The sequence below is a fragment of the Sandarakinorhabdus glacialis genome, from assembly GCF_014643455.1.
In the GTDB taxonomy this organism is placed as follows: domain Bacteria; phylum Pseudomonadota; class Alphaproteobacteria; order Sphingomonadales; family Sphingomonadaceae; genus Sandarakinorhabdus; species Sandarakinorhabdus glacialis.
Window position 1 is genome coordinate 96,871 of record NZ_BMJM01000002.1, and the last position, 17,553, is coordinate 114,423.

The 17,553-nt window shown below is 65.9% G+C and carries 15 protein-coding genes; 9 read left to right on the forward strand and 6 right to left on the reverse strand.

The window, feature by feature from the left end; all coding sequences use genetic code 11:
* Positions 1-6: 6 nt before the first annotated feature.
* The 5 genes from IEW98_RS03395 (at position 7) to IEW98_RS03415 (ending at position 7,365) form a co-directional block, all read left to right on the forward strand.
* The gene (locus IEW98_RS03395) at positions 7-999 is read left to right on the forward strand and encodes an AAA family ATPase (protein WP_188761534.1); all 993 of its coding nucleotides are present in this window, start codon (positions 7-9) and stop codon (positions 997-999) included.
* 93 nt (positions 1,000-1,092) lie between these two features.
* Positions 1,093-1,989: a DUF58 domain-containing protein gene (locus IEW98_RS03400; RefSeq protein WP_188761535.1), complete on the forward strand. Its 897-nt coding sequence runs from the start codon at positions 1,093-1,095 to the stop codon at positions 1,987-1,989.
* Positions 1,989-3,263 carry a BatA domain-containing protein gene (locus IEW98_RS16115; RefSeq protein ID WP_207792495.1) on the forward strand — a complete coding sequence of 425 codons (1,275 nt, stop codon included), beginning with the start codon at positions 1,989-1,991 and terminating at the stop codon, positions 3,261-3,263. The genes IEW98_RS03400 and IEW98_RS16115 overlap by 1 nt, the downstream gene beginning before the upstream one ends.
* Positions 3,260-5,605 carry a DUF4175 domain-containing protein gene (locus tag IEW98_RS16705; RefSeq protein ID WP_188761536.1) on the forward strand — a complete coding sequence of 782 codons (2,346 nt, stop codon included), beginning with the start codon at positions 3,260-3,262 and terminating at the stop codon, positions 5,603-5,605. Before IEW98_RS16115 ends, IEW98_RS16705 begins: the two co-directional genes overlap by 4 nt.
* Positions 5,602-7,365, forward strand: coding sequence for a carboxypeptidase regulatory-like domain-containing protein (locus IEW98_RS03415; RefSeq protein ID WP_188761537.1), 1,764 nt, complete (start codon positions 5,602-5,604; stop codon positions 7,363-7,365). Before IEW98_RS16705 ends, IEW98_RS03415 begins: the two co-directional genes overlap by 4 nt.
* Before the next feature lie 80 nt (positions 7,366-7,445).
* On the opposite strand, the gene IEW98_RS03420 is transcribed toward IEW98_RS03415, so the two are convergent.
* Positions 7,446-8,429 (reverse strand): NADP-dependent oxidoreductase, encoded by a 984-nt coding sequence (locus IEW98_RS03420; RefSeq protein WP_188761538.1) that lies wholly within the window; start codon positions 8,427-8,429, stop codon positions 7,446-7,448.
* Positions 8,426-9,052, reverse strand: coding sequence for a glutathione S-transferase family protein (locus tag IEW98_RS03425; protein ID WP_188761539.1), 627 nt, complete (start codon positions 9,050-9,052; stop codon positions 8,426-8,428). Before IEW98_RS03425 ends, IEW98_RS03420 begins: the two co-directional genes overlap by 4 nt.
* 152 nt (positions 9,053-9,204) lie before the next feature.
* On the opposite strand from IEW98_RS03425, the gene map reads away from it, so the two are divergent.
* Positions 9,205-10,032, forward strand: a complete 828-nt coding sequence (gene map / locus IEW98_RS03430) for a type I methionyl aminopeptidase (RefSeq protein ID WP_188761540.1) — start codon at positions 9,205-9,207, stop codon at positions 10,030-10,032.
* Positions 10,033-10,046: 14 nt separating this feature from the next.
* Here the strand turns inward: map and IEW98_RS03435 are convergent, their stop codons facing one another.
* The 3 genes from IEW98_RS03435 to IEW98_RS03445 form a co-directional block, all read right to left on the reverse strand.
* Positions 10,047-10,838: a S1/P1 nuclease gene (locus IEW98_RS03435; RefSeq protein WP_188761541.1), complete on the reverse strand. Its 792-nt coding sequence runs from the start codon at positions 10,836-10,838 to the stop codon at positions 10,047-10,049.
* 112 nt (positions 10,839-10,950) lie between these two features.
* A complete protein-coding gene (locus IEW98_RS03440) occupies positions 10,951-12,174 on the reverse strand; it encodes an NADP-dependent isocitrate dehydrogenase (RefSeq protein ID WP_188761542.1) in 1,224 nt (407 codons plus the stop codon).
* Between the two features lie 102 nt (positions 12,175-12,276).
* Entirely contained in the window at positions 12,277-12,822 is a 546-nt protein-coding gene (locus tag IEW98_RS03445) for an LOG family protein (protein WP_188761543.1), read from the reverse strand.
* A 92-nt stretch (positions 12,823-12,914) separates the two neighbouring features.
* Here IEW98_RS03445 and IEW98_RS03450 point away from each other — a divergent pair, with 92 nt between their 5' ends.
* The 3 genes from IEW98_RS03450 to IEW98_RS03460 all read left to right on the forward strand — a co-directional run bounded on the left by IEW98_RS03450 (position 12,915) and on the right by IEW98_RS03460 (position 16,372).
* Positions 12,915-13,688, forward strand: a complete 774-nt coding sequence (locus IEW98_RS03450) for a phosphatidylserine decarboxylase (RefSeq protein WP_188761544.1) — start codon at positions 12,915-12,917, stop codon at positions 13,686-13,688.
* A gap of 2 nt (positions 13,689-13,690) precedes the next feature.
* A complete protein-coding gene (locus IEW98_RS03455; RefSeq protein WP_371870749.1) occupies positions 13,691-14,491 on the forward strand; it encodes a CDP-alcohol phosphatidyltransferase family protein in 801 nt (266 codons plus the stop codon).
* Between the two features lie 225 nt (positions 14,492-14,716).
* Positions 14,717-16,372: a long-chain fatty acid--CoA ligase gene (locus IEW98_RS03460; RefSeq protein ID WP_243450536.1), complete on the forward strand. Its 1,656-nt coding sequence runs from the start codon at positions 14,717-14,719 to the stop codon at positions 16,370-16,372.
* Positions 16,373-16,464: 92 nt separating this feature from the next.
* Here IEW98_RS03460 and IEW98_RS03465 read toward each other — a convergent pair whose 3' ends face one another.
* A complete protein-coding gene (locus IEW98_RS03465; protein ID WP_188761545.1) occupies positions 16,465-17,538 on the reverse strand; it encodes a PA0069 family radical SAM protein in 1,074 nt (357 codons plus the stop codon).
* Positions 17,539-17,553: the final 15 nt, after the last annotated feature.

The following is a 17,553-nucleotide window of genomic DNA, read 5'->3' on the forward strand; positions in this document are numbered from 1 at the left end:
TCCCCGATGACCGTCTCCGAACCCGAGATCGAGGCCCGCCTTGCGAAATTGGACGACCTCCGCGCCGCCATCACCCAGGCCATCGTCGGCCAGCAGGACGTCGTCGAACAGCTCCTCATCGGGCTCCTCGCTGGCGGCCATTGCCTCCTCGAAGGGGTCCCCGGTCTCGGCAAGACGCTCCTGGTCCGCTCACTCGGCCAGGCCCTCGAGCTCGATTTCCGCCGCGTCCAGTTCACCCCCGATCTCATGCCCAGCGACATTCTCGGCACCGAACTGCTCGAGGAAGATCACGGCACCGGCAAGCGCCACTTCCGCTTTCAACCAGGCCCCGTCTTCACCAACCTCCTCCTCGCCGACGAGCTCAACCGCACGCCCCCCAAGACCCAGGCCGCGCTCCTAGAAGCCATGCAGGAAAAAACCGTCAGCTACGGCGGCGTCACCCACACCCTGCCCAAGCCCTTCTTCGTCCTCGCCACGCAAAACCCCCTCGAACAGGCGGGCACCTACCCGCTCCCCGAAGCCCAGCTCGATCGTTTCCTGCTTCTAATCCGCGTCGAATACCCGACCGAGGCCGAGGAACACGATATCCTCGTCCAGACAACCGGCAACCGCAGCGCCGCCGTGCCCCAGGTCATGCACGCCGAAGACGTGCTGGCGCTGCAGGCCCTGGTCCGCGACGTCCACCTCGGCGCGGAGCTCCTTAACTGGATCACCAAGCTCGTCCGCGCCAGCCGCCCCGGCCCCGCCGCCCCCGACATCGTCAACAACTACGTCCGCTGGGGCGCCGGCCCCCGCGCCGGGCAATCCCTGGTCCTCGCCGCAAAAGCCCGCGCCCTCCTCCAGGGCCGCCTCGCCGCCACCCGCGACGATATCGCCGCCCTCGCCGCCCCCGTCATGCGCCACCGCCTCCTCCTCTCCTTCGCCGCCGAAGCCGAAAACAAATCCCCCGACGACGTCATCGCCGGCCTCCTCCGCGCCGTCCCGCACCTGGCGGGCTAACCGGATGCCGCTACCACCATCTACTCCGTCACCCCGGCTCCTTCCCCCGTCACCCCGGCGAAGGCCGGGGCCCATCTCCCGCGCCCCCCAAAAGTGACTCCGCTCCTGATCCCCCCCGCAGTCCGCAACCGCCTCAAATCCCTCCGCCTCACCGCCCGCAACGCGGTAAACCTCCAGGGCCTCGGCCTCCACCACAGCCGCAGCCGCGGCGCCGGCCTAGAATTCGCCCAATACCGCGCCTACGAACGCGGCGACGAACCGCGCACCATCGACTGGAAGCTCTACGCCCGCTCCGACCGCTTCTTCGTCCGCGAATCCGAACGCGAAAGCCCACTCGCCGTCTGGCTCCTGGTCGACGCCAGCGCCTCCATGTCCCAGACCGACGTCGCCACCCCCGCCAACCCCCGCCTCGATGCCGCCAAAAGCCTCGCCGCCAGCATCGCCGAACTCGCCCTCCAGCAAGGCGACCGCTTCGGCTTCATCGGCCTCTCCGACGCCGGGCTGAAGCTCCTCGCCGCCGGCACCGGCGCCCGCCAACGCGACCGCCTGGCCCTCGACCTCCACGCCCTGAAACCGGCAGGAAACTTCCCCAACCTCGCCCAGCTAACCCCGCTCTGGGACCGCATCGGCGCCCACGACCTCGTCGTCATCATCAGCGACTTCTTCGACCCCGCCGTCCTCGATCTCGCCGCGCGTCTTGCCGGCGCCCGCCGTGAAGTCCTCGGCATCGAGGTCCTCACCGCCGACGAACGCGACTTCCCCTTCCGCGGCGGCTACCGCTTCCGCGACCCCGAAACCGGCGAGGAACTCCTCGGCGACGGCACCGCGCTGCGCACCGAATACCTCGCCCGCTTCGCCGAGGCCCGCGCCGAACGCCACGCCCGCCTCGATCACCTCGGCATCCGCCACGCCGCACTGTTCACAGACGAGCCCCTCGACACCCCCCTCCGCCGCCTGTTCGGCAGCCAGTCCGCCGCCGAATACCGCTGATGGCCCTCCTCCTTCCCGCCGCCCTGGCGTCACTCCTCGCAGTTCTCATCCCCCTCGCCATCCACCTCGCCCGCCGCAGCGAGGCCGTCCCCACCGATTTCGCAGCCCTCCGCTGGCTCCGCCAAAAACCCCGTCCGAAGTCCAGAATTCGCTTCGACGAATGGCCGCTCCTGATCGCCCGCCTGATCCTCCTAACCCTGATCGCAATCTGGCTAGCCCGTCCCATCCTCCCGGGCAGCGCCGACACCACCCCCGTCGTCGCAGCCCTCCCCGGCGTCAACGCCGGCCCTCCGGCGAAAGGCAGCCGCAACATCTGGCTAGCCGATGGCTTTCCCCCTGCCACCGAACCCCAACCCACCTGCTTGTCTTCACCTCTCCCGCCTGCGGGAGAGGCGAGAGACCCGTCGTCACGCGGCCCGGGTGAGGGGTCCTCACTTCCGTCACCTCTCCCCTCGAGGGAGAAGTCGGACTCGCGTCTCCGCGAGCCGGGAGAGGGGGCTGTCCCAAATTGCCCCAACATCTCCTCCCTGATCCGCCAACTCGACTCCGAACTCGCCCCCGGCGTCCCCCTGACCATAATCGTCCCCCAAATCCTCCAGGGCACCGACCCCCAACGCCCCCACCTTTCGCGCCCGATAACCTGGAAAATCGCCCCCGGCGAAATGCCCACAACCACGCCACCACCGGCAAAATTTCCCCACCTGAGCATCCGCCAACCCACCGGCCTAGACCGCGGCCAACGCACCCTCCGCGCCGCCGCCGCCGCCTGGACCGCCCGCGCCAGCTACGACATCACTCCTCCGAACGCCCCCCTCCCAACACCCCCCACCATCCTGGTCTGGCTAACCCCCGGCCCCCTCCCGACCGCAGTCCGCGACTGGATCACCGCCGGCGGCACCGCCCTCGTAACCAACGAGACCCCCGCCGAACCCACCCCCGCCATCACTCTCTGGCGCGACCCCATCGCCGCCCCGCTCGCCGAGGGACAGACCCTCGGCAAAGGCCGCTTCATCCGCTTCACCCGCCCGCTAACCCCCGCGCAAATCCCCCAACTCCGCGATCCCGACTTTCCCCACCAACTCGCCGCACTACTCGGCCCGCCAGCCCAGTTACCCTCCCGCATCGCCGCCGAAAACCTCGCCCCCAGCACCGGCGCTCCCCCCTGGCCGCAACCCGCCCGCGATCTGCAACCCTGGCTCGCCCTGCTCATCGCGCTCGCCTTCATCACTGAACGCTGGCTCGCCACCCGCCGCACCCGAGCCGTCGCCCCATGACCGCCGACGCCTTCACCGCTGCATGGTCGCGCCCCGCCCGAGCCCGCAGCACCGCCGACACCTTCGCCATCGGCGCCCCCCTCGCGCTCGCCGCCGCCGCCCTCGCCTGGCGCGCTCAAGGCCCCATCGCCGCCGCGTTCACCCTAGCCGCAACCCTTGCGCTAACTGCCGCCATCGCAGCCCAACGCGCCCGCAAATTCAACAGCCGCTGGCTAACCCGCGAACTCGATTCCACCCGCCCCGAAATGGAGGACAGCGCCGACCTCTTCCTCGCCGATCCCGCAACCCTCAACCCGCTCCAGACCCTGCAGCGCGCCCGCCTCCAGTCCCGCCTCCAAACCGAAACCGCCACCCAACTCCGCCCCGCCTGGACCACCCACGCCATCATCGCCGCCTGGCTGACCGGCCTCGCCCTCACCGCCGCCGCGCTATTCTGGCCCGGCCCAGACGGTACCGCCCCCTTCGCCCCAACCCCGGCAGCCACCACCCCCTCCGGCCCACCGCGCCTGATCTCGCAAACCCTCCGCATCACCCCGCCTGCCTACACCGGCCTCCAAACCCGCACCGTCACAACCTCTCCCTCCCCCCTGCGGGGAGGGCGACTCGGCGCCAGCCGAGCGGGGTGGGGGACCCCACAAAATCCGAATGAATCCCAACCCCTAACCGCTAGCGCGCCCATCAACTCCCGCCTGACCTGGACGCTCACCTTCGCTCCCCAACCAACTGCCGCCAGCCTCACCCTCCTGACCGGCCAAACCATCCCGTTAACCCGCACCGGCACCACCTGGACCGCCACCCGCACCCTCGACCGCTCGATGCTCTACCGCATCACCCACACCGCGCCCGCCTTCCGAGCCGCGTCGGCCACCCAAACCCCGCCCACTACCCGGGAACCAACCGTCAGCCCACCCTTGGCCGTCACCCCGGCGAAGGCCGGGGCCCATCTCCCAATCTCCCAAACCACCACCCCCCTAAACCGCATAAACGCCATCCCAGACTCCCCCCCCATCATCCGCGTCCTCACCCCCGAACGCACCCTCACCGAGATGACCCCCTCCCAACCCCGCTGGCCCCTGACCTTCGAGGCAACCGACGACCACGCCATCACCCCCACCGCGCGCCTCCGCATAATCGTCACCAGCGGCGAAGGCGAAAACATCACCTTCCGCGAATCCACCGCCGCCCTGACCGGCGCCGGCCCCCCGAAAAAACGCCGCTTCACCGCCAACCTGCCCATCGCCGCCCTCGGTCTCACCCCCGGCAACGACATCGTCGCCCAGCTCATCGTCACCGACAATCGCGCCCCGAACCCGCAGACCGTCCGCAGCCCCAGCCTCATCCTGCGCTGGCCCCCCAACCTCGGCCAGCAAGCCGGCGGCCTCGAGGGCATGGTGAAAACCGTGCTACCCGCCTATTTCCGCAGCCAACGCCAGATCATCATCGACGCCGAGGCCCTGCTCCGCGACAAGCGCCGCATCACGCCCGAACGCTTCGCCGCCCGCTCCGACGCGCTCGGCGAGGACCAGCGCATCCTGCGCATGCGCTACGGCCAGTTCCTCGGCGAGGAGAGCAGCGAGGCCCCCAGCCTTCCCGTCAACGACAGCCTGCCGACCAACGACGCGCCCCAGCCCGCCGACAAACCCGCCGAGAAAACCGAAGCCCCCGCACTCCCCGCCGGTCACGCCGCCGATGACGGCCACGGCCATGCCGCACCCGAAAAAGGCTTCGGCAAGGCCATCGACGTCCTTGCCGAATACGGCCACGAGCATGGCGACGAAAGCGCCACCATCGCCGACCCCGTCACCCGCGAGACCCTGCGCCAGGCCCTCGACGCGATGTGGGACAGCGAACGCAACCTGCGCCAGGCGGCGCCCGAGATCGCCTTGCCGTTCGCGTACACCGCGCTCGAGCTCATCAAGAAGGTCCAGCAGGCGTCGCGGATCTACCTGTCGCGAACAGGTCCCGAACTGCCGCCGATCGATCCGACGCGGCGCCTGACCGGCGACCGGCGCAACCTTGGCCAGCCGTCGCTGGCGCCGCCGCGGCGCGAGGCCGGCGACCCGGGCGCCGTCCCGGCCGCCGCCTGGCGGGCGCTGGCAGGCGCAGGGGCAGGGGAGGCGGACCTCGAAAGCCTGCAGGCGTGGGTGGCGAACAACCCCGTCGCCGACCCGCTCGCCTTCGCCGCCGCCATCGACGCCGTCCAACGCGACCGCGGCTGCCAGCCTTGCCGCCGCCAGCTCCGCGGGCTCCTCTGGGCCGCCATGAAAACGCCCCCGGCGCAGATTCCGCGCCGCCCGGCCGCCGATGAAACCGGCCGCCGCTATCTGGATGCCCTGCGATGACCGGATCGTCGGCGCTATCCGAGATGCTGCTACCGGCGCTGCTGTCCGCCGCCGTCCTGCTCGCCTGGCTCCGGCTGGCGCTGTGGCAACGCAGCGCTGCCCCCGCCGACCGCTCGCAAGGCTGGCGGCTCGCCCTGCTGGTAATCCTGCAACCCCTCGCCGCCGGGCTGCTCTATCTGACTTTGGTGCCGCCGCCGCTCGCCGGCACCGCCGGAACCATGGTCGTCGCCACCGCCGGCGCGCCGCGGTTCGATGCACTCGCCGCCGGCGATGCGCTCGTCGCGCTGCCCGAGACACACGACCTGCCCGGCGCCGTCCGGGTCCCCGATCTCGCCACCGCATTGCGCCGCCATCCGGGAACGTCGGGCCTGCGCATCATCGGCCACGGCCTGCCGCCGCGCGACCGCGCCGCCGCCGCCGGGCTGCCGCTCGCGTTCGACCCGGCGCCGCTACCGCCCGGCCTCACCGCGCTCGGCCTGCCCGGCCAGGTCGCCCCCGGTGCCGGTTTCCGCATCGGCGGCAGCGTTATCGGCACCCCCGGCGGCCGTGCCGAACTTCTCGACCCCTCGGGCAAGACCGTCGACACCGCCGCCCTGTCATCGTCCGGCGAATTCACCCTCGCCGGCACTGCGCGCGTCGCCGGTCCCGCCGACTTCAGCCTGCGCCTGCGCGATCGCGCCGGCGCCATCACCGAAACTCATCCGGTCCCGATCGTCGCCGCCGTCCAGCCACCCCCGCGCATGCTGGTCGTCGCCGGATCGGCCGGCCCCGATCTCAAATATCTGCGCCGCTGGGCGACCGACGCCGGCGTTCAGCTGTCGACCAGCATCGCCGCCGGCGCCGGCCTCGATGTCGGCGACGCCCCGGCGCGGCTCGACCCGTCCAGCCTGTCGCGCCTCGACCTGCTCGTTCTCGACGAACGCAGCTGGGCCGGCCTCGGGGCAGGGGGGCGCGCCAACGTCATTTCGGCGGTCCGCTCCGGCCTCGGTGTCGTCCTCCGCATTACCGGGCCGATCGCCGATGAAACCCGCCGTCAATGGGCGAACCTAGGTCTGCCGATCGGCGAAACGACCGAGCCTTCCCTACGCACCGCCCCCGGCATATCCGCCAAATCCGGTTCCGAGGCGCAAACCGCCCTGCAACTAACCCGCCAAAGCCCGGTGGCAGCCTCCAGCGATACCGTGAAACTGCTCGAAAACCCCGCAAATCCCGCAATTGCCAACTGGCGCAGCCTGGGACGCGGCCGCATCGGACTATTGCCGATCACCGACCTTTATACCCTTGTAATCGCCGGACAAAGCACCCGCCACGCCGCGCTGTGGAGCCAGATCCTCGGCGCCGTCGCCCGTCCGCAGTCGACGACCACACCAAACATCACCGGCACCGCCGAACGCCTCAGCCTGTGCAAAATATCATTACCCGCCAGCGTGTTAAGCCCGAGCGGCGGCGCGACGGTTCTCATCCCCGAACCCTCCATCCCCACTTGCGCCGCATTTTATCCAACGGAAACCGGCTGGCACGGCACCGCTGGAACGAGTTTCTACGTCGCCCCCAACACTTTCGCGGGCGACACCCAGGCTGCAACCTGGCGTCTCCAAACATCTGTTATTCCCAAGAAAAACGAAGACGCCGCCCTCGGACGCGGCTCGTCATGGCCATGGTTCATCGCCTGGTTGCTGGTGTCGGCAACGCTCTGGTGGTTCGAACGCACCCGCTACGGCCGCGTTCGCCACCTTGACCAAAAGAACCAGATAGATTAAACAAAGTTTTCGTCATGTTGAACTCGTTTCAGCATCCATCGCGCCACCAAGCACCTCGACGTCCGAGAATGCGCCAAACCCTAATCAGCAATATGGATCAACATCTTCCCGCTATTCCGTCCCTCGAACAGCCCGATCAACCCCTCCGGCGCCGCCTCGAACCCCTCGAGCACCGTCTCCTGGTATTTGATCTGGCCATCCTTCAACCAACCCGTCATGTCGGCAACGAACTGCGCGGCTAGATGACCGAAATCGCTCGCCACGAACCCCTGCATGCGGACCTTGCCATAGATCAGCTTGAACAGGTTTTGCACGCCTTCACCGCCGCCGTTATACGTTGAAATCATGCCGCAAACCGGGATCCGGCCATGAACATTCATGCGCTGCAGCGCCGCATCGAGGTGCGCTCCGCCGACGTTCTCGAAATACACGTCGATGCCCTTCGGCGTGGCCTCGGCAACCGCCTTGGCAAGCGGCTGCGTCTTGTAGTTTATCACTGCATCGAGCCCAGCGACATCGCGCAGCCAGGCAGCTTTGGCATCCGACCCGGTCGACCCGACGACACGGCAGCCCTTGATCCTGGCGATCTGCGCGACCACCGATCCGACCGCGCCGCCAGCCGTCGAAACGAACACCTGCTCGCCGTCCTTGAGCGCACCGACTTCCAGCAATCCTCCATAGGCCGTCATCCCGGTGCCGCCAAGGGCATGGAGATAGACCGACAGTGGCAGCTCCGGATCGGGAGCAAGTTTCTGCAAACCCTTGCCATCGCGCGTGAAAAGTTCGCGAAACCCGAACCCATGGCGGACCAGGTCGCCCTCGGCAAACCGTGGATTGCGCGACTGGACGACCCGCCCGATACCGCCGCCGATCATCGGCTCGCCCAGCGCCTGGTCGGCATCCAGCCGCGGCCGCATATAGGGATCGACCGACATCCACAGCGCCGCAACCTGCACTTCGCCCTCGCCAGCGTCGGCGATATCGGCCTCGACCAGCGCAAAGTCATCGGGCACCGGAATCCCCATGGGACGCCGGACAAGATGGATCTGCCGCGCCGTGGTCATGACCGCGCCCCGCCGCGAACGCTCGGCCGCGCCGAGACCAGCTCATGCCAACGCTGCACGGCCGGCACGTTCTCGAGCGGCACAAGGCCGATAAAGCCCGCAAAATCAACGATTGTGAGCAGTGTGATATCGGCCATGGTGAAGTTCGGCCCGGCCAGATACCCGGCCCCAGCCGCCAATTCGCCGTCCAACCACTTCATCGTATCCGCCAGCACGCCGCGATTGGATTCGCCGAACGCCTTGTTCTGGTCGATCAGCGACGCCGTCAACGGATGCGCATGCCGCCAGAAATTGCTGACCGGAATCATGACCCGCAGTTCGGCCCGCCGCGTCCACATGTCGATGACCGCCGATTCGACCGGGTTGGTCCCGAACAGCGGCGGCTCGGGGTATATCGCATCGAGATAGCGGCAGATCGAAACGCTCTCGGTGATCATCGTGCCGTCATCGAGCTCGAGCACCGGTACCTGGCCAAGCGTATTGCGCTGCAGATGCTCGGCCGATTTGTGCTCGCGTTTGCGCAGGTCGATGTTGAGCTCGGGCAAGTCGATGCCCTTCTCGGCAATGACCAGCCGGACGCGCCGCGGATTGGGAGCCGGATCGGGCGCGCCATAATATTTCATGTTGGTCTCCAGTGACTTGATCAGAGAGCGCTTGAGTAGCCAGCACAATGCCGGCCGCAATCGGCGATCGCGAGCGTAACGATGTTATTTAGTGCTGGCAGCGCGCGCCTGCCATGCTGGCAATTCTGGCAGGAGTTTACTATCGGATCGCAATGACCATCTATCTCGACGTCACTGGGGATACGCCGCGGTCAAGGACAAGCGCCATAAAATTATACGGCGCCGACGCGTTCGAGGGAATGCGCCGGGCCGGCAGGATTGCCGCCGAGACGCTCGATTCACTGGTACCGCTGGTCGTGCCCGGAGTCAGCACCGGAGAACTCGACGATTTCGTCCGGGACGCCATTGTCGGTGCCGGCGCCGTCCCCACCAACATCGGCTATCAGGGCTATGCCCACGCGACCTGCATCTCGGTAAACCATGTCGTCTGCCACGGCATACCCGGTTCCAAGGCGCTAATATCGGGCGATATTCTCAATATCGACCTGACCGCTGTCCTCGATGGCTGGCACGGCGATACCAGCCGCATGTACATCGTCGGGGAGGCGCCGATCAAGGCCAAGCGCCTGATCGACGTCACCTATGAATGCCTGACCCTCGGTATCGAGCAGGCGGTCGCCGGCAACCATCTCGGCGATATCGGGCACGCCATCCAGCAACATGCCGAGAAGCATCGCTACGGAGTGGTGCGCGACTTCGTCGGTCACGGCGTCGGCCTCGTCTATCACGACCAGCCCGATGTCCATCATTACGGACGCCCCGGTACCGGGCCCGAGTTGCGACCGGGGATGATCTTCACCATCGAGCCGATGATCAATATCGGCAAGCCGGGCGTGAAAATCCTCGATGACGAATGGACAGCAGTGACGCGCGATCGCTCGCTGTCGGCCCAGTTCGAGCATTCGATCGGCATCACCGAAGCAGGCCCGGAAATTTTCACGCTCAGTCCCAAGGGGTTGCACCGTCCGCCTTATCGCTGACGCGAAAGGCTCGGTCAGCGTTGCCGAGATGGCGAGGCAAAAATCCAGTTCAGATAGGCGGCGAGGCGGATGCCGGCGCGTTCGAGAGCAAGGTCGAGTGTGGCCTTGTGCTCAAAGACATAGGCGTAGCCGAGATCCGGCGTGACCGGGTAGATGGTTTCACGCGCGGCGGCGCTTTCGGCGATCCAGACCTGCGGATCGGGGTTGCTCCAGGCGTCGAGGTTGTCCGGAGTCTGGCGGACGCGAAGAAAGTTCGCCCATTCGGTGTAGGAGAGCTTTTCGCGGTCGATGAAGGTCGAATCCCAGACCGTGTGAAGGTTGGTCGGATCGCCAAAAAAGCTGACCTTGACGTCATTGCCGCCCTTGTCGCCCGGGCGGCCGACGTGGAGGGGCTGATGGAGATCGCCGACGATGTGAATGATGAAGCGCAAGGCGCGCTGGCGGTCGGCGAGCGAGGAAGCGGGATTGCGAACGACCGCTGTGAATTTGGCCAGCGCGGTAACGGCATCGCCCTCGGACGGCGCACCGACTTCGGCGTAACTTTTGCCCGTCGGAACAGTAACATAGTGCAACGGAACCGATTGTTTCCAGAACGCTTCTGAGCTCGAGCGCATGAAGTCAGGCCAGGGCGCCGCTTCAGCCAAGCTTTCGGTCCCCAGGATGCGGGAGACGCCAGCTTGGGCGCGGGCATCGAGATGGTCTTGTGCAAGGGCCCCGACGATGCGGTGGCCTGTCAGGCCCCAGGCAAGCGCAGGGGCGGAAAGCGTGGCCGCGAGCAGGGTGACGATGGCAATTAGTCTGCGCATGGCGCGGGGCTTTCAGAAGCAGCTTGGTCTCGGGCTCAGCCCGCGATCACAGTTTTGCCGCGATCAAATCGACGGCAGGGGCCACGCCCCTGCCGTCCGGCGTGCTGCCTGACTAGATTCCGGCAGCAACCGCCTTGTCGAGATTGGCGCGGACTGCTTCGAAGAACTTCTCGGTAGTCATCCAGGCCTGGTCGGGTCCGATGAGCAGAGCAAGATCCTTCGTCATCGCGCCCGATTCGACGGTTTCGATGCAGACACGCTCGAGGGTTTCGGCGAAGGCCGTAACCTGCGGGGTATTGTCGAGCTTGCCGCGATGCTTGAGGCCGCCGGTCCAGGCGAAGATCGAGGCAATCGGGTTGGTACTGGTCGGCTTGCCTTCCTGGTGCATGCGATAGTGGCGGGTAACGGTGCCATGCGCGGCTTCGGCCTCGACGGTGTTGCCGTCGGGAGTGAGCAGGATCGAGGTCATCAGGCCGAGCGAGCCGAAACCCTGAGCGACCATGTCGGACTGGACGTCGCCGTCGTAGTTCTTGCACGCCCAGATGAAGTTGCCCGACCATTTCAGGGCCGAGGCAACAAGATCGTCGATAAGGCGATGTTCATAGACGATGCCAAGTTTGCGATATTGCGCCTTGAAATCGTTATCGTATATTTCCTGAAACAGGTCCTTGAAGCGGCCGTCATAGGCTTTGAGGATGGTGTTCTTGGTCGACAGATAGACCGGCCATTGGCGAGCGATGCCGTAATTGAGGCAGGCGCGGGCGAAATCGCGGATCGAATCGTCGAGGTTGTACATGCCCATGGCGACGCCGGAGCTGGGGAAATCGAAGACTTCGTGCTCGATGGTTTCCTCACCATCTTGCGAGACCCATTTCATCACCAGCTTGCCGGGGCCGGGGACGAGGAAATCGGTCGCACGATACTGGTCACCAAAGGCGTGGCGACCAATGACGATGGGGTCGGTCCAGCCCGGGATGAGGCGAGGGACGGACTTGATGACGATCGGTTCGCGGAAGACGACGCCGCCGAGGATGTTGCGGATGGTGCCGTTTGGCGATTTCCACATGCGCTTGAGGCCGAATTCCTTCACCCGGGCTTCGTCCGGGGTGATGGTCGCACATTTGACGCCCACGCCGTGCTCGCGGATCGCGTTGGCGGCATGGACGGTAACCTTGTCATCGGTCTCGTCACGGTGCTCGATGCCCAGATCGAAATAGATCAGGTCGATATCGAGATAGGGCAGGATCAGCTGCTCGCGGATCCATTGCCAGATGATCCGGGTCATCTCGTCGCCGTCGAGCTCTACGACGGGATTCTGGACCTTGATTTTCGCCATGGGTTCCTCGGGGAATAAGCTGCGGTTGCTGTGTAGCGAGGCTCTAGGGGCATGGTGGCCGGGGGGTCAAGAAAGGCGGCGATGAAACTGCCCGGTTGGGCCCTAACAGTTTTGCGGCAGCATGTCGGCGAGGGCCGCCAAGTCGGGCAGATTTTCGGCAAGGCGGGCGAGATCGGGCGGGGCGAACCCCTGGTCCGCGATGTGCTGCAGGAGAAAAAGCAGCGGCGCCCAATAATCGTTGGCGCCAAGCAGCCACACAGGCTTGTCGTGAATGCCGAGCTCGCGCCAGGTGATCGATTCAAACAGTTCGTCGAGGGTGCCGATGCTGCCGGGCAGGGCGAGGATGGCGTCGGCGCGCAGGTGCATGAGTGCCTTGCGCTCGTGCAGGGTGGTGACGACGTGCATTTCGGTGAGGCCGGCTTGCGCGATTTCGGCGGTCATCAAGGCTTCGGGGATGATCCCGACGACATTGCCCCCGCCGGCGAGGACGGCACGGGCGGTGATGCCCATGAGGCCAACGCCGCCGCCGCCATAGACGAGGGTGACGCCGCGCTGGGCGAGAAGGGCGCCGAGGTCGGCGGCGAGCGCCGCCTGGGCGGGATCATGACCGGCGCGCGAGCCGCAAAAGACGAGAAGGGAAGTGATCATGGCGTGCTGGTAGCGAAGGGCGCGGGCGATGTCAGCCGGGAAGCGTGCGCGAGAGTTTGCACCCGCTGTGCCAGCCCGCTAAAGCACCAGGCATGAGCAGCGAAATTCCGACCGAAATCGAAACCGTTCCCGAGCGGCCACTTCCCATCGTGCCGGGTGAATCGGCGAAGTACAAGTTGCCGCCGATGCATCCCGAGGGGCGCAAGTTCGTGGGGATTGCCGGCGTGGCAGTGCTGGTGACGGGGTTCGTGCTCGGATGGAGTGCCATTGCCTGGCTGCTGGCCGGGCTGACGGTGTGGATCGCGGCGTTTTTCCGCGATCCGATCCGGGTGACGCCGCAGGAGGCCGGGATCATCGTGTCGCCGGCCGACGGGTTGGTCAGCCTGATCACCACCGTCGAGCCTCCGCGGCAACTGGCTGGCGAAGGCGGGTTGCCGCCAGGGCCATGCACGCGGATCTCGGTTTTCATGAATGTCTTCGATGTGCATATCAATCGCTCTCCGATCGCGGGCGTCGTGACGCGGGTTGCCTATGTGCCGGGCAAGTTCCTCAACGCGGATCTCGACAAGGCCAGCGACGACAACGAGCGGCAATATTTCATTGTCGAGGATGCGGCGGGGACCAAGGTGGCGTTTACGCAGATCGCCGGCCTGGTGGCGCGGCGGATCATGCGCTTCGTCGAGGCGGGCGCGCGGCTGTCGGCGGGGGAGCGGTTCGGGCTGATCCGCTTCGGCAGCCGGGTCGATGTATTTCTGCCGGCGGGGTATGTGCCGGCCGTGATCGTGGGGCAGCGGGCCGTCGCCGGCGAGACGATTCTGGCGCGTATCGGGGATCCTGAGCGGCCACCGCGCGGCATGGCGCAGTGACACTGCCTCGGGAGCCGCTTCGCGAACGGAAATTGCCGGGCGGGATACCGCTGCGGGCGCTGATCCCGAATGCGGTGACGGTACTGGCGCTGTGCTTTGGCCTGACCGGGGTTCGCTTTGGAATTGCCGGTGAGTGGGAGAAGGCGGTCGGGGCGATCATCGTGGCCGCGGTGCTCGATGGTGTCGATGGACGGATTGCCCGATTATTGAAAGGTGACAGTCGTTTCGGGGCTGAACTTGATTCGCTGTCTGATGTGACGGCGTTCGGCGTGGCGCCGGCTTTGATCGTGTACCTGTGGTCGTTGCAATATTTGCCGGGCATCGGCTGGGTAATTGCGCTGTCCCATGCGGTAACGTGCGCGCTCCGGTTGGCAAGGTTCAATGCGCAGATCGATTCGGCCGATCAACCGCACAAGCGGGCGGGTTATTTAACCGGGGTGCCGGCGCCGGTCGCGGCCGGCTTGACGCTTAGCCCGTTGTTCCTGACGTTCTGGCTCGAGCCGGCGCTGCTCGATGACATGCGGGTGCGGTATACGCTTGTCTCGGTGATGGTGCTCAGCACGGCATTCCTGATGGCGTCGAGCCTGCCGACCTATGGCTGGGGCGCGGTACGGTTACGGCGGTCGCAGCGGCTGCCGGCATTGGCAGGCATTGGTCTGTTTGCCGGGGCTTTGTTCTCGGCGCCGTGGATGACGTTGACCCTGGTCAGTGTCGCCTATGCGGTATCGGTCCCGTTCGCAGTGCGGAGCTATGCCCGGCTGAAGCGCCGCGAGGCCGCTGCTGGGCTTGCCGCGCCGAGTTGACCAAGCGGGCGACGGAATAGCGCGGCCGCCAAGTCGGGCGTACGCGCCGCCAGCATGGCCAAGACCGCTGCATAAACCGCAGCGAAAGCGATCATCGTCACAATTGTTGCGAGAAGCGTCATTGGCCTGTCCCCTTGTGCCACTTTCTATGTTCCTGTTCTGTTCTGTTGTCAACAAAGCAGCAAAGGGCCACAAGGGCGGTAACAATTTCTTGGGGAGATTTCGATGAGCGCAACCTGGCAGCCGGGGATCGGGCAGGCCGGCAATATGCAGGATTGGCCGCTGCTGGTTTCAACGCTGGTCGATCATGCCGCGCGCAATCATGGCCGGCGCGAGGTCGTCAGCCTGACCTGCGAGGGTGGTGAGCATCGCAGCAACTGGAGCGAGATCCGCCATCGCGCCATGCAGGTCGCGTCGGCGTTACGGACGATGGGAATCTCGGTCGGTGATCGGGTCGCGACGCTGGCGTGGAATACGCATCGGCACGTTGAAAGCTGGTACGGCATTTCGGGGATGGGCGGGGTGGCGCACACCATAAATCCGCGGCTGTTCGACGACCAGATCGTCTACATCGCCAATCATGCTGAAGACCGGGTACTGTTTTTCGACCTGACGTTCGTGCCGCTGGTCGAGCGATTGGCACCGCGGTTGACGACAATCGAGCATTTCGTCCTGCTGACCGACCGGGCGCACATGCCGGTAGAAAGCCCGCTGGATTTGCTGTGCTACGAGGACCTCCTGGCGGCGGCACCGGCCGATGAGCCGTGGACGATCGTCGATGAGAAGGCGCCGGCGGGGCTTTGCTACACCAGCGGGACGACGGGCAATCCGAAGGGCGTGCAATACAGCCATCGGTCCAATGTCCTGCATGCGATGGCCGCTTGCATGACCGACACGTTCGGCATTGGGGCGCAATCCGCGGTGCTGCCGATCGCCCCGATGTATCACGCCAACGCCTGGAGCATTCCGTACACGGCGGCGGCTTGCGGCGCCAAGCTGGTGATGGGCGGGCCGCATTTTGACGCGCCGACATTGCAGAAGCTGATCATCGACGAAGATGTCGACTTGGCACTGGCGGTGCCGACGATCTGGCTGGGCATGCTCCAGCATCTGGAGAAGCATGGTGGCGGCTTGGGCAAATTGGAGCGGACGTGCATCGGCGGGTCGGCGGTGCCGCGCAGCATGATCGAGGCGTTCGACAAGCAGGGCGTGCGCGTCATGCAACTGTGGGGAATGACCGAAATGTCGCCGTTGGGGACGGTTGGAACAGCATTGCCCGAAGTTGCGGCAATGGGTTACGACGAACAGGTCGGGTATCGAGTGAAGCAGGGCCGGGGCATTTACGGCGTCGAGATGAAGATCGTCGGTGATGATGGGGCAGAATTGGCACGCGATGGGCGAGCCTTTGGGCGATTGCTGGTGCGTGGGCCCTGGATCGTCGGCAGCTATTTCAAGGGTGATGGCGGCAACGTTCTCAATGCCGAAGGCTGGTTCGATACGGGCGACGTCGCGACGCTGTGCCCGCTGGGGTATATGCAGATCGTCGACCGATCGAAGGACGTGATTAAATCGGGGGGTGAATGGATCAGTTCGATCGATCTCGAAAATGCTGCCGTCGGCGCGCCTGGCGTGGCCGAGGCCGCGGTGATCGGGGTGCCGCATCCGAAGTGGGATGAGCGGCCGCTTTTGCTGGTGCGTGAGAAAGAGGGTGCAACTGTCTCGAAACAGGGTGTTCTCGATTATCTGGATGGGAAGATTGCGAAATGGTGGATGCCGGATGAAGTGCTTGTGGTGACGGATTTGCCGCATACGGCGACGGGGAAGTTGCTGAAGACGGAATTGCGGGAGCGGTACAAGGATTTCAAGTTCCCGGGAATTTAGGTGGATTTGGGGTGCTCGGGATGGTTCCCTGTGGCAGCGGGCGGGAGATGGGCCCCGGCCTTCGCCGGGGTGACGGTCAAAAGAGCTGTGGCTTAGAATAGGGTTAGCTGGTCGGTTGGGGGGCGGAAGAGGGTGGAGTCGAGGTTCATTCGCGCGTTGGTGAGGCCGTGGCGGGCGATGGCTTTTTCGAACCGTTGGCGCATCAGCGCGGCATAGGGGCCCTGGCCGCGGAAACGGGTGTGGAAATCGGGATCGTTGTCGCGGCCGCCGCGCATTTCGGTGATGTGGGACATGACGCGGGCGGCGCGGTCCGGATGGTAAGCGGCGAGCCAGTCGCGGAATAACGGGGCGACTTCGTTTGGTAACCTGACGGGCAAGGTGAAGGCGCCGATGGCCCCAGCCTCGGCCCCGGCGGCGACAATGGCTTCGGTCTCATGGTCGGTGATGGCAGGGATGACCGGAGAGATCGAAATCCAGACCGGGATACCGGCGGCGGAGAGCTTGCGGATGGCGGCCAGGCGCCGGTGCGGGGCGGGGGCGCGGGGTTCGAGGCTGCGCGCTGTGGCGGGGTCGAGCGAAGTGACCGAGATCATCACCGCGGCGAGGCGGTCGGCCGCCATGGCGGCGAGCAGGTCGATGTCGCGGGTGACTCGGTCGGACTTGGTGGTGATGGTGACCGGGTGGCGGCAGTCGGCGAGAAGTTCGAGCAAGCTGCGGGTGATGCGCCAGTCGCGCTCGATGGGTTGGTAGGGATCAGTGTTGGTGCCCATTGCCAATGGCTTGCAGACATATCCTCGCTTGCAGAGTTCGGTCTTGAGGAGCGCGGCAGCGTTTGGCTTGGCGAACAGCTTGCTTTCGAAATCGAGGCCCGGCGAGAGATTGTGAAAGGCGTGGGTCGGACGGGCGAAGCAATAAATGCAGCCATGCTCGCAGCCTCGATAGGCGTTGACCGAGCGATCGAAGGCGATGTCGGGGGAGGTGTTGCGGGTCAGGATCGTCTTGGGATGCTCGACGGTGACAGTCGTGCGCAGCGGCGGCGCGCCATCGTCGACGATCTCGCAGTCGTCGCGCCAGTCGTTGTCGATGACGCGGCCGCGGTCGTCGAATCGGCTGGACAGCGTGTTTTGGGTGGCGCCGCGGCCGGGGCGGGGTGGCGTTAGGGGCATGGTGCTGGCTAGCAT

Coding starts and splice junctions, on each gene's coding strand:
- IEW98_RS03440 (WP_188761542.1), bottom strand. CDS start 12,174: ATGGCGAAAATCAAGGTCCAGAATCCCGTCGTAGAGCTCGACGGCGAC.
- IEW98_RS03395 (WP_188761534.1), top strand. CDS start 7: ATGACCGTCTCCGAACCCGAGATCGAGGCCCGCCTTGCGAAATTGGAC.
- IEW98_RS16115 (WP_207792495.1), top strand. CDS start 1,989: ATGGCCCTCCTCCTTCCCGCCGCCCTGGCGTCACTCCTCGCAGTTCTC.
- map (WP_188761540.1), top strand. CDS start 9,205: ATGACCATCTATCTCGACGTCACTGGGGATACGCCGCGGTCAAGGACA.
- IEW98_RS03435 (WP_188761541.1), bottom strand. CDS start 10,838: ATGCGCAGACTAATTGCCATCGTCACCCTGCTCGCGGCCACGCTTTCC.
- IEW98_RS03415 (WP_188761537.1), top strand. CDS start 5,602: ATGACCGGATCGTCGGCGCTATCCGAGATGCTGCTACCGGCGCTGCTG.
- IEW98_RS03450 (WP_188761544.1), top strand. CDS start 12,915: ATGAGCAGCGAAATTCCGACCGAAATCGAAACCGTTCCCGAGCGGCCA.
- IEW98_RS16705 (WP_188761536.1), top strand. CDS start 3,260: ATGACCGCCGACGCCTTCACCGCTGCATGGTCGCGCCCCGCCCGAGCC.
- IEW98_RS03465 (WP_188761545.1), bottom strand. CDS start 17,538: ATGCCCCTAACGCCACCCCGCCCCGGCCGCGGCGCCACCCAAAACACG.
- IEW98_RS03445 (WP_188761543.1), bottom strand. CDS start 12,822: ATGATCACTTCCCTTCTCGTCTTTTGCGGCTCGCGCGCCGGTCATGAT.
- IEW98_RS03425 (WP_188761539.1), bottom strand. CDS start 9,052: ATGAAATATTATGGCGCGCCCGATCCGGCTCCCAATCCGCGGCGCGTC.
- IEW98_RS03460 (WP_243450536.1), top strand. CDS start 14,717: ATGAGCGCAACCTGGCAGCCGGGGATCGGGCAGGCCGGCAATATGCAG.
- IEW98_RS03420 (WP_188761538.1), bottom strand. CDS start 8,429: ATGACCACGGCGCGGCAGATCCATCTTGTCCGGCGTCCCATGGGGATT.